Source organism: Rahnella inusitata, assembly GCF_965118895.1.
Classification (GTDB): Bacteria; Pseudomonadota; Gammaproteobacteria; order Enterobacterales; family Enterobacteriaceae; genus Rahnella; species Rahnella inusitata_A.
Genome location: NZ_CBCPJJ010000014.1, coordinates 102,831 through 116,407 on the forward strand (window position 1 = coordinate 102,831; position 13,577 = coordinate 116,407).

A 13,577-nucleotide genomic window follows, 5' to 3' on the forward strand; every position below is an offset into this window, starting at 1 on the left:
TTGAAGGCAGACACTGACGTACTGTTTAGCTCAGCTATTCAGTCCCACAAATCGTCAGCGGGTAAAATTTTACTCACTACCCGCTTAATTTGCAACCGGTCTTCCACTCATTCCCACCGTTCCTGCGCCCGCCTGAATTGCCTTGCAGATGAAAATCCGGCGGCCAGCGCGGCTTTTTCAATGCCTGCGCCTTGCTGAATGCGCTGCTGGGTGATGGCGATACGCAGCTGCTCATGGTAATCACGCACGCTGATGCCCAGATGCTGACGGAACAGGCGCGTCAGGTGGCGGCTGCTGATATGGGACCGGGCGGCGACGTCTTCCACCTGCCACGGCGATTCAGGTTCGGCGGCCATCAGGTTTTGTGCGCGGTGAACGGCGGGGTGCAGGTGATTGCGGTAGCGCAGCCACGGGGAGAGTTGCGGATCATCACCGGCGCGGCGGAAATAAACCACCATTTCGCGGGCGACGTCCAGCGCGGCCTGTGGCCCTGAATGCGTGGCGATGAGATGTAACGCCAGATCGATACCGGCGCTGATGCCGGCACTGGTCAGTACGAAGCGGTCTTCAACAAATATCCGGTTATCTTTTACCTGCGCGGCAGGCACCTGCTGACGTAAACGGTCGATCACGTCGTGATGCGTCGTACACTGATAACCGTCCAGCAGCCCGGCTTTTCCGGCCAGCAGGCTGCCCGAGCAGATGCATACCAGCGTGACATGGCCTTGTTCGATAGCACTTTTTTGCTGACGCAGCCAGTTACAGGTGGTCTGCGCGACCGGTGAGGAAAAATTTTCCACCGTTTCGGTCACGCCTGGCATGATCAAAATACTGCCCTGCGGCAGGGTGTCGGGGAGTGGCTGCAAATGGGACACCGTCAACCCGGTGGACATCGTCACTTCCGCCTGCGGACCGATGTAATGCAGCTGAAATTGTCCGGCCAGCCGCAGCGCTTCTGCCGGGCCAGTCAGATCTAACGACATCACGCCCGGTAGCGTCACAAAGTAGACATTTCGCTGCATATCGTTTCATTTACCCGTTCGCACAAAAGCGTATCTTCACACAGCCCGGTCGAGTTCCGCCAGCGCGCCGTCCACGTTAGTGATAGTGGCAAAGCGGTCGGCCAGCACCAGCTCGGTATGACGTTTGATTGAATCGGCGGAGAACACCTCCCCGCTGGCGTGCGTCATCGGGAACGTCATCGTCGCTTCGGTCACGAACGTCACCTTATAGCCGATATCCGACGCCACGCGCGTCGTGGTCTCGCAGCACTGTTCGGTGCGCATTCCGGCGATAATCAGATGTGTAATGCCTTTCTCGCGCAGCCAGGCGTCCAGCCCGGACTCCAGCAACGCGTTGTGGACATTTTTGTGAACGGTTTTTTGCGGCGTATGGCTGAGGAATGTCATTGGCGTGACCAGCCCGGACGCCAGTGAGAATACGCCTTCCGCGTTAACGTGGAACACATCCACGACCGGAACATTTCGCGTCTGGCAGCCGTCGATCAGGCGGGTCAGGGCGTGCTGAAATGCCGGAAGATCGTCTTTCTGCCAGAACTCTTTATGTTCAAACGAACGTTGAACGTCGATATTTAACAGGGCGCTTTTTGTCATTTTCGGACTCCATCTGGTGAGCATGAAACCAGTGTGCGCCTGAAAAAGATGCGGGGGAATGCCAAAAACGGACACGATGCTGACCACAGCGGACGACCTGCGCCGTCCGCTGAAAACAATCAGATTTTCTGGTTAGCGCGCCAGTGGTGATAATCGATGTGGTCGGCCTGGAAATCTGTAGCTTCGGCGTTGCCGGTCAGGCGGTAGGCCAGCTGGAAGGCGAAATCGAATGCCAGTCCTAATCCTTTGCCGCTCAGCAGATTGCCGTCTTCGACGAAGGACTGATTCACGTAAACGCCGTCTTTGACATCTTTGTATAAATCGCCGGAGCACACATAGCGGCGGCCTTTCAACAGGCCGTTGCCGCCGAGCACGCGCGCAGCGGCGGAACACAGCGGACAAATCAGTTTACCGGCCTCGTCGTGGCGACGGACAAACTCCACCACCTCTCCGCTGGCCGCCAGCGCCACGGAACCTTCCGGGCCACCGGGCATCACCACCGCGTCAAACAGGCGATCGCCCTGCGCGCTCAGCAATTCATTGGCCTGCATCTGAATGCCGTGATAACTGCGCAGCGTCTGACTTTTCTGGCACGCCAGCGTGGTGACCTGAATCTCCAGCCGTTCGAGAATATCGAGCACAATTACCGCTTCACCTTCTTCAAATCCGTCTGCCAGCAGGAGTGCGACCTGCTTTTTTGCGTTGTCCGTTACCATCATGCAAATGTCCTCTGAGAAAAAAAATCAGAGGACATCATAAATTGAAACGGTGTTTTGATATTGTGAGTTGCGTGGCAGACCGGAAAAATGCAGGTTAGAAAACCAGCTGCACTTTTGAGGCTTTGGATTTATCCAGTGCAAACTCCAGCGCTTCCAGTAAATCACCCTGCGGGAATTCAGCGGAGAGCAATGGCATCGGATCGACGGTTTTATTCGCCAGCCATTCCACTGCCGTGTTGAACTCTTCGGTGAAGCGGAAGCTGCCGACCCAGTTAATTTCTTTGGCAATCAGCATCATCAGCGGAAATTCATTGACCACCGGCCCCATCCCGACCTGGACCAGCGTACCGCGCGCGCGGGTGACTTCCAGACAGCGGCGGATGGATGAAGGGTGGCCGGAAGCGTCGAAGGATACATCGAAAAAGCCTTTTTCGGCCTGATACGCGGTGAAATCGCCCTGTGCGGCGTCCAGCGCTTTGTCGGCACCGACGGCGAGTGCCAGCGTGCGGCAGCGTTCGCTCGGATCCGTCACGACAATCTGTGCCGCGCCCTGGGCTTGCGCCGCCAGTACAATCAGGCAGCCAATTGGCCCGACGCCGGACACGAATACCGTTTTGCCACGCACATCACCGGCCTGATTCACCGCGTGAATAGCAACGGCCAGCGGTTCGGCGAACACCATCAGCCGGTCACTGACCTGATTGTCGTACGGAATGCACTGATCGCTGTCGACGATTTTGTATTGGGTAAACGCGCCGTTGATGTGCGGGAAATACATCGCGCTGCCGAAAAATTTCATCGTCGTGCATTGGTTTTCGTCGCCGGACAGGCAGTATTTACAGGTTTTGCACGGCTTGCTTGGGTTGAGCGCCACTTTCTGGCCAGGCTGTAAACGCGGGTTGTCAGATTTCTCCACCACGCCGACCACTTCATGGCCGAGCACCATCGCTTCGCGCACTTTGAAATCACCGACTGCGCCGTGTTCGTAGTAATGCAGATCGGAGCCGCAGATGCCGCCGCGGGTAATTTTCACCAAAGTGCCCTGGCCTGTGTAATCAATTGTCTGGTCGATGACCGAAACGTCTTTTTTTCCGGTCACGACGCAGGATTGCGTGGCAGTAGTCATGGATTTCTCGCTCTTTAAAGGGGGCGTGTGTTGCCTGATTATCCCCAGTAAAGAGCGTTTGGGCGGTGAAAAATGTGATCGCCATCACTTTGTGCCGTGTTACGAAAACCTGTTACCCATAACTTGAACGGACTCATCTTTTTCGCGCAGGAATACTGAGGATCAGATGGGTGATCACGCCGCCGAGCAGCCCCCAGAATGCCGATCCTACGCCCAGCAACGTCACGCCGGACGCGGTGATCAGAAACGTAATGATTGCCGCGTCGCGCTGATGTTCGTTTTCCAGCGCGCGATACAAACTCCCGGCAATCGTGCCGAGCAGCGCCAGACCAGCGATGGTGTGGATCAGCGCTTCAGGCAGCGCGGTAAAGACCATGCCAATCGACCCGCCAAACACTCCGGCAATCAGATAAAACACGCCCGCCGCGACCGCGGCCATATAACGCTTTTTCGGATCGGGATGAATATCCTCGCCCATACAAATCGCGGCGGTAATGGCGGCGATACAGATGGTAAAACCGCCGAACGGTGCCAAAATCAACGCAGTCAGCGCTGTCCAGGAAATCAACGGTGAAACCGGCAGGTTGTAACCGTGCGCTTTCAGCGTGGCAATGCCGGGTGCGTTTTGCGACGCCATCGTCACCACAAAGAAAGGAATTCCGATACCGATAATCGAGGAGAGCGTGAAATGCGGCATCACAAACTCCGGCGTGGCAAAGGTCAGCGTCTGGCCGTGCAGCGCGATATTGCCCTGTAATCCGGCGACGATAAGCCCTGCGGCCAGCGCGAGCACCACTGCGTAACGGGGCAGGGCGCGTTTCGCCAGCAGATAAACCAGGCACATCGTTCCCGCCAGCGCGAAATTGCTTTGCAGTGACGTGAAGGCGTTCAGCCCGAACCGCAACAGGATCCCGCCGAGCATTGCGGCCGAGAGCGCCTGTGGAATGTAATGCATCAGTCTGGCGAATAATCCGGTGACGCCGCACAGCAGAATCAGCCCGCTAGCAAACACGAAAACGCCAATCGCTTCGTTGATCGAGGTACCGGGCAGGCTGGTGACCAGCAGCGCCGCGCCGGGCGTCGACCACGCGGTCACCACCGGCGTGCGGTAATACAATGATAAACCGATGCTGGTGACGCCCATTCCCAGGCCGAGCATGCTCAGCCAGCCGCCAATCTGCCCCGCAGTGGCACCTGCCGCCTCTGCCGCCTGAAAGATAATCGCCGCTGAGCTGGTATATCCGACTAATACGGCAACAAATCCGGCGATCACCGCCGAAAACGTGAGATCCCTGACGTTGAAACGTGACGACATGGCTGAAAAATCCTTCTGGCGAAAAGAACGACAGTTGCAATAAACTGCATGGAGATTACTTATATTTAACAGAGAGAAAGCCCATGAGCCAATCTGATCACATTGTTATTCGCCCATTAACATCCGCTGACCGTGAAGGCTGGGAAACGCTGTGGCGCGATTATCTCGATTTTTATCAGTCAAGGCTCGACCCTTCGCAGTTTGATTTCACGTTCCAGCGTCTTTCGGACCCGAACTACGCGGGTATGTTTGGCTTTTTGGCGGAATATCAGGGGAAACTGGTCGGGCTGGTGAACTGCCTGAATCACGATCACGGCTGGCATATGAATCAGGTGGTATACCTGCAGGATTTATATGTCGATGACAGCGCGCGCAATCTGGGGATCGGGCAGAAGCTGATTGAAGCGGTGTACGCTTACGCCGACGAGAACGGCAAAGCCAACGTGTACTGGATGACGCAAACCACCAACCACACCGCGCGCAAACTGTATGACCGGGTTGGGCAGCCGACCAACTTTATGAAATATATCCGTTAAAGCGGTTTGCGCATGTTCATTTTGGTGGTGACGTAACCCAGGCTGGCGTACAACGCCTGTGCGCCCGGATTGCTGGCGAAAACATTCAGTTCGATCGCTACACTGCCGAGTTGGCGCAGGCGTTCCTCCATCAGACGAAACGCGGCGGCGGCATGTCCCTGACGGCGAAATTGCGGATAAACCGTCAGCTCATACACAAACGCGCTGCGCACGCCGTACCGTTCCACGTTGGCAAACCACAGATAGCCGGCGGTTTCGCTTTGTTCGTCGGCTTTAATTTCAAACAGATAATGATCGGGCGTGTTGATGCCCTGCGGCAGCGCGTTCTGCGTTGAACTTCGCGCGCGTTCAAGGGCCGTCTCTTCCAGCCACAAACCGGCTGTCACATTTTCTTCGGCGTAATCTATTGCCAGCTGCTCTGCGAATTCCTCAAAGAACGTGGCGCTCATGGGCATTAATACAGTCATCCTTTCCCTCTGCGTTATTTAATGATTTCCGGTTTTTTATACGGCGTCACATAGCATTCGCTGATGGTGGTCGAATGGCTTTCCGCCTGCGTGATGATGTAGCCGTTGTCGGTCAGCGCTACCGAACTGTACGGCGTCTGATTGTCTTTATCCGCCACCACTTCCTGGAAAGACTGAATGATTTTGGCTTTCTCACCGGCGCGCGTCGGATCGTCCAGCCCTTCGACCTGAATCATCGCCTGCTTAAACTGATTGCTGAACGACGTTTTGCCAATCCGGCTTTCGATGATCGCTTTGATATTTACCGTCACCTCATTGCCCAGCAAAAACAGCGTATTGCTTTGGTAAACCAGCACGTTTTTGCGTTTAGACACCACAAAACCGTTCTCGATCACCTTCATTTTGTTGTTGTTGGCGTAGGTCACGTCATCCAGGCAAATGGTCTTATCGCCCACCTTAAACTGGTTAAAGCGGGTTTTGATTTCTTTCGGCGTCGATGCCGCCTGCGAGCACAGCGGCACAAGTAACAGCAGAGGTAAAAGCCATGACTTCATAGGAGTTTCCTGAACAGGTCTGAATTAGCCGACATAACAGCAGTATAGGGAGACGTGGGCAGGATGCGAACGTTTATCTTTTCGGGGAGGATTTTACCCGTTTTGGCTAAAGCATCTCCGGTCTGTGCCGATAATTCAGACGATAACGGAATTCCTGCTCATCCGCAGAGGACATGTATCAGGGACAGATAACCCATTTTCTACAGTGAGTTTTTCACAGCACGTTGACTGTTCCGGGGAGTTTTATGAGTCAGAGTCAGGCGTTCTCACCTGCGGCCACGGCTGCGCCAAAGAAGCAAAAAACACAGCAAAGAAAGGCGATGCGCACCCGCACGCTGATGCTGATTGTCGGGCTGCTGACCATCAGTCTGGGTTACATCATTACGGTCGGTTTGCTGAGCTGGCAGTCCGCCAATCAGCAACGTGATATCGCCCGCCGTTATCTTCAGCAGACCGCCAACACCGACGGTTATCTTGCCCGTCAGAAACTCGATACTGCACTCTATGCCGCCCGCGATCTGGGGCAGAGCATGCTGAGCCTGCGCGAAGCCGGACACGCCGACCGCAAACTGGCCGATACATTGTTGCAAAACGCGCTAAAAAATCACCCGGATTTCCTCTCTATGTCGCTGGCGTGGGAGCCGGACGCGTTTGATGGCAAAGATGACGAGTTAGCCGCCCAGCCGGGGCAGGATCCGGACGGTCGCTATGTCCGTTATGTTGACCGCGACACCAGCGGCAACGTCGTGCTGCATAACCTGACCGATTACGAAACGCCGGGCAGCGGCGATTATTATCTGCTGCCGCGTAAGCTGAAAAAAGAGGTGATACTCGAGCCTTATAGCTATCCGTACAACGGCGTCAATACACTGCTGACTTCGATTGCCGTGCCTATCATCGTCGAGGGCAAATTCCTGGGATCGGTTACGGCGGATTTCTCGCTGCAAACTTTGCAGACCATGGTCAACGGCATCAAACCCTATCAGGGCACCGGCTATGCGATGCTGTTTTCGCAGTCCGGTAATTACATTTCCTCGCCGCAAAAAGATCAGGTGACGAAAAAACTGGAAAACGATGCGCCGTTGCTGAAAAGCATCCAGACCGGCGCATTTTTTAGCAGTGAGCAGCAGGATCCCATACTGGGCGAAAAAGCCTTTGCCGAATTTGTGCCGATTCAGATTGGCAATACCGGTACGCCGTGGATGCTGGGGATTGTGGCGCCGGTCAATGCGGTGATGAAAGAGAGCACGCGGCAGTTGTATTCCGCGCTGGTGCTGATGGTATTAAGCATCGTCGTAGTGTTTGCCGTGTTGAGCATTATTTTCACCCGCAAAGTGCTGCGCCCGGTCGGCGGTGAACCGGCAGATGCCGCGAAAATTGCGCTGACGGTGGCCGACGGCGATTTAACGCATCCGATTGTGACGCAGAAAAATGACCGCACCAGTATCTTCTTCGCGCTGCAAACCATGCAGGCGCAGCTGAGGCACGTGGTGACTGACATTATTTCCACCAGTCACGCCGTCGGCAGCGGGGCGTCGCAGATTGCGGCGGGGAATATCGACCTGGCTTCGCGAACCGAGCAGCAGGCCGCCGCGCTGGAAGAAACCGCCGCCAGCATGGAACAGCTGACCGCTACGGTAAAACAAAACGCTGACAACGCGCACGTTGCTACCGAGCTGACCGAAAACGCCACCACGATTGCCGGAAAGGGGAATAGCATTATGTCCGACGTTGTGGGAATTATGGGCGAGATTGACGACAGTTCGCGTCGCATTGCTGACATTACTTCCGTTATCAACGGCATCGCGTTTCAGACCAATATTCTGGCGCTGAACGCGGCGGTTGAAGCCGCCCGCGCAGGCGAACAGGGGCGCGGATTCGCGGTAGTTGCAGCGGAAGTGCGCAGTCTGGCGCAGCGCAGCGCCGACGCGGTAAAAGAGATTTCCGCACTGATCGCGGAATCGACCTCACGCGTCGATCACGGTGTCGGGCTGGTAAAAAATGCCGGTGAGACGATGAAAGAGATCATGAAAGCGATCACCGACGTGCGCGACATCATGAGTGAAATCGTCTCGGCCTCCGACGAGCAGTCGCGCGGTATCACTCAGGTCACGCAGGCGGTGCATGAGATGGACGGCGTCACCCAGCAAAACTCCGCGCTGGTGCAGCAGGCCTCTGCCGCCTCGGCTTCGCTTGAAGATCAGGCACGCCGCCTCAACGAAATCGTGCAGGTGTTCCGGCTGAAATAATGATTTACACCGCCTTCTCCCGCCGGGGAGAAGGCTTTTTCTGACGACACATCCCCTTTTCTGCGCTATGTTTTTTATCCTTTTGCTTTATTTCTTCAGGAGTTCGTCATGAGCCAGCCTTCGCTGATTTTATATTCCGACGCCAATTATTTCAGTCCTTACGTGATGTCAGCCTTTGTCGCGTTGACTGAAAAAGGCATTCCGTTTGAACTGGAAACCGTCGATCTGGCCGAAGCGGAGAACCTGAAGGAAACGTATTCGGCGATTTCCGTCACCCGCCGCGTGCCGACGCTCACCAATGGCACTTTTGTCTTATCTGAATCTTCTGCGATTGACGAATATGTTGATGAGCTGTTCCCCGCGCCGACGTTTCCGGCGATTTATCCGCTCGATCCGGAAAACCGCGCCAAGGCCCGCGAAGTTCAGGCGTGGCTGCGCAGCGATCTGATGCCTGTCCGTGAAGAACGTTCGACTGAAGTGGTGTTTGCCGGTGCGAAACGTCCGGCGCTGTCCGCCAAAGGTCAGCAGGCCGCCGAAAAACTTTACGCCGCCGCTGAGCGTCTGCTCGGTGATAAAACGCATTTGTTTGGTGAATGGAGTATTGCGGATGTGGATCTGGCGCTGATGCTGAACCGTCTGCATATAAACGGCGATCCGATGCCGGAAAAACTCGCCGCTTACGCCGAGGCGCAATGGCAAAGACCTTCAGTTTTAGAATGGCTGGCGTTATCAGCGAAGAAATAAAATGAAGGGCGCAGTCAGCCGAAAAACTGACTGCGCGAAAAAGCAGATTACAGAGATTTGGTCAGGAAAAAGCGCGTATGGGTTGAAGGTGCATCCTCCGGCGCACGGGAGTCATCGATGTAATCTTCCAGTGCCATCTGCACGTTATATCCCATACGTTCATAAAACGGACGCGCCTGAAAACTGAAGGTATCAACCAGTGAATACCGGCAGCCACGCGCTTTGGCTTCTTCTTCCGCTTCGGTAATCAGTTGCGTGCCGACATCTTTCCCGCGCAGTGACTCATCAACCCACAACATCTGAATGTACATCCACTTTCCGACAGTTTCAGCCACAATCCCGGCCTGCTTCTTGCCGTTCTCATCTTCAACAAATACGCCTAACTCACGGAGTGTTGGCCTGTGAATAAAGTTGCTGTTGAAATTACGCAGTTCTGTTTTGATTTCTTCAAGGTCTTCGGGGGACGGTGTATGGGTGAGACGGGTCTTCATGACAGGATTCCTTATAAGTGTCGGCAATCCAGAATAGACAATCGTGCAGGAAGTTTCCAATGAAGCCGAAACCAAAAAAAAGCCTGTGGAAGATGAGCTTCCACAGGCTTTTCAGCGGGTTTTATCGGAGCGATGATCCGGCGTGACGATTATTTGTAGATTTCAGCGTCAGCGTGCAGTTTGTTGTTACCGGTCACGGAGATGATGCGGTAAGAAGACGCACCGGCATCTTTCGCCTGCTGTGACAGTTTCGCTTCCAGGCCACTCAGGGTAGTGGAGTTAGCGGCGGAGATAACACCGATTTTCTGCATGTCACCGGATGGCTGAGTGACCTGCTGAGCCGCGAAGCTACCGAAAGAAATCAGGGAGAGGGTGGCAGCTACAGCAAAAATTTTGACGTTTTTCATGATAAGTATTCCATTCAGGTTTGTGAGAGTGAAAGGTGGTTGCCTTTCGATGGAGGTATAATAGGCCTGATACGCGGAGATGAAAAACGGATTGATTTGAGTAAGTCATTCAAAATATTTGGTCTACTTTTTACGCAATTTTACGTCCCTGTGCGTGTACCTGACGAAACCCCCTGAATGCTGACGCAGCCTTAAACAACGTCACTTTATGCTGCTATTTTCTCCTTCCTGCTGATTTTTGGCGGGTTTGTCGATTCAGTGCTACGCTTTCAGGGTAGTATCAGAAACGGGTTGTGCGTGGGGCATGAAAATAAACCTGCCACCCAGACCGCAGCATCTTAAAGGTTCTGCTTTTGTTTGGCCGACTTGGCTGAACAATATTCACGGTAACGGAAATTTATTCGGAGGAGTCGAAAATGGGAATTTTATCCTGGATCATCTTTGGTCTTATTGCAGGTATTCTGGCTAAGTGGATCATGCCGGGCAAAGATGGCGGCGGTTTCATTCTGACTGTAGTACTGGGTGTTGTCGGTGCTGTAGTGGGTGGTTACATCAGTACTTTCTTCGGCTTTGGCCGCGTAGACGGTTTCAACTTCGGCAGCTTCGTTGTCGCGGTAATCGGTGCGATTGTGGTTCTGTTTATTTACCGCAAAATCAGGAGCTAATGGGTTTCCATTACGCCTGAAAAAGACAAAAGCCGCGCAGTGTCGCGGCTTTTTTGTATCTTAAAACCTCATTCTACCGGCGTTGTCGGCAATCTCACGATGTCCTGATTATCATTGCCCATCCAGTAAACCCCGTCATTTGACCAAAACGGCCCTTCGATAAAATCGAGCAAGTCGGAGTACTCTTCGTAGAACTGCTTACCGTCGCGGTTATACACCCGGATGTAACCTGAATAATGCCCGCCATCGCCCGGCATGGCCATGCGCGGAAGAAAATCGAACGTCCGGTATTCGCGCACGACATATTGCTTATTCGGGCTCCAGGTTTCGGAAATCAGTTTTCCCTGCTTCCACCACTGATAGCTTCCTGTAATAAGAGCCACCAGCACCGCCAGCATTACCCAGCGTTTGCGCTGACGCACCAGGGCTTCCTGACTTTTGATTTTTGGCATGTTGATTCTCAATCAATTAAAACGCGTCATTTTCCGCACAGTTCGGCTTTGATACCCGGATCCAGCAGGTAATCGAGACACCACTGACAGACTTTACCCAGGCCGTCGGAGCGGGCGGCGAGAAACAGTTGCGTCGCATGTTTATGTTCCAGCATGGGTTTTTTCACAAGCTGGCCGTTATTGAGCAGCGGTAAGGCCAGATGATGGGGTAGATAGCCGATGCCGGTATTGCGCTCGATAAGCGAAATAGCGATAGGAAAATCAGGCACAAACAACGGTTTCTGGCCTTCGAGCAGCCATGCCTGCTGATGTGCGAAATTCACAGCGGTATCGCGGATACATACCGCCGGATATTGCCGCAGCTCGGTATTAGTTAGCGGTTGCATCAGGGTGGCCAGCGGATGCTGCGGTCCGACGACGAAATCCCATTCCAGCTGTCCCAGACTTTCGGTAATCACGCCTTCGCTGCCCGGCACATTATGCGGCGCGCCAATCACCAGGTCGGCCCGTTTACTGTAGAGCGCATCCCAGCAGCCGTTATAAACCTCGACGTTCAGCGACAGCCGCGTCGACGGAAACGTCCGCTCAAAGGCGCTGATAAAATCTACCAGCACAGGCATCGGCACGATGTTATTCACCGCGATGATAAATTCCTGCTCGACGCCGTCGTGGATAAGCGCTGTGTTGCGTTTTAGGGCATCGAGATCGCTGAGCAGGGTCTGACTGTGGCGGATAAAATACTGTCCCGCCGGGGTGAGCTCGATATGGTTGCCTTTGCGTATAAACAGCGCCACGCCGAGGCTTTCTTCGAGCTTTTTGACGGTATAGCTGATGGCAGAAGGGACTTTATTCAGCTGATCGGCGGCGGTGGTAATACTTTGGTATTTCGCGACCAGATGGACGATACGAATACTTTCATCAGAAATCAGCATACAGAGGCGCTCCTGCCGCAAAAAAAAGGAAATCCGTCATGACGACGGATTTCCTCAATTATGACGCATTTTACCCTTTTCGCGGTTAGTGGTTTTGCATCCGGCTAAACAACGCATAACAAACACAGGCCACCAGAATCGAATCCACGGACGGAATTGTGGTCAGCGTCATCATGCCTTTAACCGTCATGAAACCGACCGCCGAGCCGAGCAACCAGGCGACAAAAGTCAGTAACTTGATTTGTGGCTCACGGATCAGAACTTCTGCCTGATAGCCGTTGCGGCGATACAGGAAGAAATCAGCGATATAAATCCCGGCAACCGGCGGAGTGGCAACCCCTAAAAACAGCAGGAACGGAATGAACCACGCCATGATGTCCATGCTGCCGACAATCGCTGACAGTACGCCAAGCGCCAGGGTGATCTGCCATTTTGGGAAGCGGGTCAGCAGGGTGGAAACCACCAGCGTACCCTGGAACATATTCCCCGCATTACCGGTGATGCAGGCGAAAATCAGCAGCAGGGCAGCTGGTAATACCGCGCCAAAGGTGGCCATGGCACCTAATAAAGACCCCTGACCGCTCAGCGCGCTCGGCATCGCCCCCGCCCAGTACAGCAACGGATAGGCCACCAGAAACGCTGCCGCTGCCGCAATCAGGGCATGTTTGCGGTTATGCACGAAACTGCCGAAATCGGGCAGCGTTGCGACTAAAACGATGATAGTGCCGACCACGGTAGAAACCGCAACGCCGGTGTTCATTTGGCTGACGCTCTCCATTACCGGCGCCGTTCCGTGGGTGGCGACATACAGGATGTAGCACAGCACCAGCGCAATTACCGGCACCGCCACCTGTGCGATTTTGCCGAGAACGGCGAAACCAAATGCCGTCGAGGCGACAAACAGACAGCAGCCCAGAGCCACCAGGATTGAAGTCGGTAATTCCAGGCCATGCTGCGCCAGCAAATCATGTACTGAGTGGCCGAACATGTTGGCGGTGACCGCAATCCAGCCTAACAGGCTGACCGCCATCAGAATGTTAATCGCCACCGCGCCTTTCTCGCCGAAGGCATATTTCACAATGCCGTAGGTGGGCAGGCGGGCTTTTTCGCCCACGCAGATAGTAATGGCGGCCAGCAGGGTCAGGATAATCCCGCCCAGTGCGACCACCGTGACCAACTGCGAACCTGACAGCTGATTACCCAGGCTTGAAGACGATAGCAAGACCGGCGTCACGGCAATGCCGAGTAAAATCATCGCAATACGTAATCCCGACGCCGTAGTCGGAGTATTTTCTGTTTTACGCATA

General features: G+C 54.3%; 16 protein-coding genes. 4 read left to right on the forward strand and 12 right to left on the reverse strand.

All coding sequences use genetic code 11. The features are described from left to right. Nucleotides 1–107: 107 nt before the first annotated feature. The 5 genes from ACMHLI_RS13925 to ACMHLI_RS13945 all read right to left on the reverse strand — a co-directional run bounded on the left by ACMHLI_RS13925 (nucleotide 108) and on the right by ACMHLI_RS13945 (nucleotide 4,773). Entirely contained in the window at nucleotides 108–1,022 is a 915-nt protein-coding gene (locus ACMHLI_RS13925) for a GlxA family transcriptional regulator (RefSeq protein ID WP_413529979.1), read from the reverse strand. A 36-nt stretch (nucleotides 1,023–1,058) separates the two neighbouring features. After that, entirely contained in the window at nucleotides 1,059–1,613 is a 555-nt protein-coding gene (locus ACMHLI_RS13930) for a cysteine hydrolase family protein (RefSeq protein WP_413529980.1), read from the reverse strand. Between the two features lie 119 nt (nucleotides 1,614–1,732). After that, entirely contained in the window at nucleotides 1,733–2,329 is a 597-nt protein-coding gene (locus ACMHLI_RS13935) for a DJ-1/PfpI family protein (RefSeq protein ID WP_413530141.1), read from the reverse strand. A gap of 97 nt (nucleotides 2,330–2,426) precedes the next feature. Next, a complete protein-coding gene (idnD, locus tag ACMHLI_RS13940; RefSeq protein ID WP_413529981.1) occupies nucleotides 2,427–3,458 on the reverse strand; it encodes an L-idonate 5-dehydrogenase in 1,032 nt (343 codons plus the stop codon). 133 nt (nucleotides 3,459–3,591) lie between these two features. Beyond that, a complete protein-coding gene (locus ACMHLI_RS13945; protein WP_413529982.1) occupies nucleotides 3,592–4,773 on the reverse strand; it encodes a benzoate/H(+) symporter BenE family transporter in 1,182 nt (393 codons plus the stop codon). 83 nt (nucleotides 4,774–4,856) lie between these two features. Here ACMHLI_RS13945 and ACMHLI_RS13950 point away from each other — a divergent pair, with 83 nt between their 5' ends. Then, complete coding sequence (locus ACMHLI_RS13950) at nucleotides 4,857–5,309, forward strand: N-acetyltransferase family protein (RefSeq protein ID WP_413529983.1); 453 nt, start codon at nucleotides 4,857–4,859, stop codon at nucleotides 5,307–5,309. On the opposite strand, the gene ACMHLI_RS13955 is transcribed toward ACMHLI_RS13950, so the two are convergent. Beyond that, a complete protein-coding gene (locus ACMHLI_RS13955) occupies nucleotides 5,306–5,776 on the reverse strand; it encodes a GNAT family N-acetyltransferase (protein ID WP_413529984.1) in 471 nt (156 codons plus the stop codon). The two genes, ACMHLI_RS13950 and ACMHLI_RS13955, sit on opposite strands and share 4 nt — an antisense overlap. A gap of 14 nt (nucleotides 5,777–5,790) precedes the next feature. Beyond that, entirely contained in the window at nucleotides 5,791–6,330 is a 540-nt protein-coding gene (locus ACMHLI_RS13960; protein WP_413529985.1) for a hypothetical protein, read from the reverse strand. A 245-nt stretch (nucleotides 6,331–6,575) separates the two neighbouring features. On the opposite strand from ACMHLI_RS13960, the gene ACMHLI_RS13965 reads away from it, so the two are divergent. Then, nucleotides 6,576–8,579 carry a methyl-accepting chemotaxis protein gene (locus ACMHLI_RS13965; RefSeq protein WP_413529986.1) on the forward strand — a complete coding sequence of 668 codons (2,004 nt, stop codon included), beginning with the start codon at nucleotides 6,576–6,578 and terminating at the stop codon, nucleotides 8,577–8,579. A gap of 108 nt (nucleotides 8,580–8,687) precedes the next feature. Then, nucleotides 8,688–9,323, forward strand: coding sequence for a glutathione transferase (gene yfcF / locus ACMHLI_RS13970; protein WP_413529987.1), 636 nt, complete (start codon nucleotides 8,688–8,690; stop codon nucleotides 9,321–9,323). 47 nt (nucleotides 9,324–9,370) lie between these two features. On the opposite strand, the gene ACMHLI_RS13975 is transcribed toward yfcF, so the two are convergent. Beyond that, the gene (locus ACMHLI_RS13975) at nucleotides 9,371–9,814 is read right to left on the reverse strand and encodes a GNAT family N-acetyltransferase (protein WP_413529988.1); all 444 of its coding nucleotides are present in this window, start codon (nucleotides 9,812–9,814) and stop codon (nucleotides 9,371–9,373) included. Between the two features lie 149 nt (nucleotides 9,815–9,963). Then, nucleotides 9,964–10,221, reverse strand: coding sequence for a multiple stress resistance protein BhsA (bhsA, locus tag ACMHLI_RS13980; RefSeq protein WP_208951449.1), 258 nt, complete (start codon nucleotides 10,219–10,221; stop codon nucleotides 9,964–9,966). 416 nt (nucleotides 10,222–10,637) lie between these two features. On the opposite strand from bhsA, the gene ACMHLI_RS13985 reads away from it, so the two are divergent. Next, a complete protein-coding gene (locus tag ACMHLI_RS13985; protein ID WP_056775793.1) occupies nucleotides 10,638–10,886 on the forward strand; it encodes a GlsB/YeaQ/YmgE family stress response membrane protein in 249 nt (82 codons plus the stop codon). Between the two features lie 68 nt (nucleotides 10,887–10,954). On the opposite strand, the gene ACMHLI_RS13990 is transcribed toward ACMHLI_RS13985, so the two are convergent. The 3 genes from ACMHLI_RS13990 to ACMHLI_RS14000 all read right to left on the reverse strand — a co-directional run bounded on the left by ACMHLI_RS13990 (nucleotide 10,955) and on the right by ACMHLI_RS14000 (nucleotide 13,576). Next, entirely contained in the window at nucleotides 10,955–11,338 is a 384-nt protein-coding gene (locus ACMHLI_RS13990; protein WP_413529989.1) for a hypothetical protein, read from the reverse strand. Nucleotides 11,339–11,364: 26 nt separating this feature from the next. After that, nucleotides 11,365–12,270 carry a LysR substrate-binding domain-containing protein gene (locus ACMHLI_RS13995; RefSeq protein ID WP_413529990.1) on the reverse strand — a complete coding sequence of 302 codons (906 nt, stop codon included), beginning with the start codon at nucleotides 12,268–12,270 and terminating at the stop codon, nucleotides 11,365–11,367. 85 nt (nucleotides 12,271–12,355) lie between these two features. After that, nucleotides 12,356–13,576, reverse strand: coding sequence for a cytosine permease (locus ACMHLI_RS14000; protein WP_413529991.1), 1,221 nt, complete (start codon nucleotides 13,574–13,576; stop codon nucleotides 12,356–12,358). Nucleotide 13,577 lies beyond the last annotated feature (1 nt).

Excerpts from the sequence above, each read along its gene's own strand:
- yfcF (WP_413529987.1), top strand. The coding sequence starts at position 8,688 with ATGAGCCAGCCTTCGCTGATTTTATATTCCGACGCCAATTATTTCAGT.
- ACMHLI_RS13985 (WP_056775793.1), top strand. The coding sequence starts at position 10,638 with ATGGGAATTTTATCCTGGATCATCTTTGGTCTTATTGCAGGTATTCTG.
- ACMHLI_RS13995 (WP_413529990.1), bottom strand. The coding sequence starts at position 12,270 with ATGCTGATTTCTGATGAAAGTATTCGTATCGTCCATCTGGTCGCGAAA.
- ACMHLI_RS13935 (WP_413530141.1), bottom strand. The coding sequence starts at position 2,329 with ATGGTAACGGACAACGCAAAAAAGCAGGTCGCACTCCTGCTGGCAGAC.
- ACMHLI_RS13955 (WP_413529984.1), bottom strand. The coding sequence starts at position 5,776 with ATGACTGTATTAATGCCCATGAGCGCCACGTTCTTTGAGGAATTCGCA.
- idnD (WP_413529981.1), bottom strand. The coding sequence starts at position 3,458 with ATGACTACTGCCACGCAATCCTGCGTCGTGACCGGAAAAAAAGACGTT.
- ACMHLI_RS13990 (WP_413529989.1), bottom strand. The coding sequence starts at position 11,338 with ATGCCAAAAATCAAAAGTCAGGAAGCCCTGGTGCGTCAGCGCAAACGC.
- bhsA (WP_208951449.1), bottom strand. The coding sequence starts at position 10,221 with ATGAAAAACGTCAAAATTTTTGCTGTAGCTGCCACCCTCTCCCTGATT.
- ACMHLI_RS13975 (WP_413529988.1), bottom strand. The coding sequence starts at position 9,814 with ATGAAGACCCGTCTCACCCATACACCGTCCCCCGAAGACCTTGAAGAA.
- ACMHLI_RS13945 (WP_413529982.1), bottom strand. The coding sequence starts at position 4,773 with ATGTCGTCACGTTTCAACGTCAGGGATCTCACGTTTTCGGCGGTGATC.
- ACMHLI_RS13925 (WP_413529979.1), bottom strand. The coding sequence starts at position 1,022 with ATGCAGCGAAATGTCTACTTTGTGACGCTACCGGGCGTGATGTCGTTA.
- ACMHLI_RS14000 (WP_413529991.1), bottom strand. The coding sequence starts at position 13,576 with ATGCGTAAAACAGAAAATACTCCGACTACGGCGTCGGGATTACGTATT.
- ACMHLI_RS13950 (WP_413529983.1), top strand. The coding sequence starts at position 4,857 with ATGAGCCAATCTGATCACATTGTTATTCGCCCATTAACATCCGCTGAC.
- ACMHLI_RS13930 (WP_413529980.1), bottom strand. The coding sequence starts at position 1,613 with ATGACAAAAAGCGCCCTGTTAAATATCGACGTTCAACGTTCGTTTGAA.
- ACMHLI_RS13960 (WP_413529985.1), bottom strand. The coding sequence starts at position 6,330 with ATGAAGTCATGGCTTTTACCTCTGCTGTTACTTGTGCCGCTGTGCTCG.
- ACMHLI_RS13965 (WP_413529986.1), top strand. The coding sequence starts at position 6,576 with ATGAGTCAGAGTCAGGCGTTCTCACCTGCGGCCACGGCTGCGCCAAAG.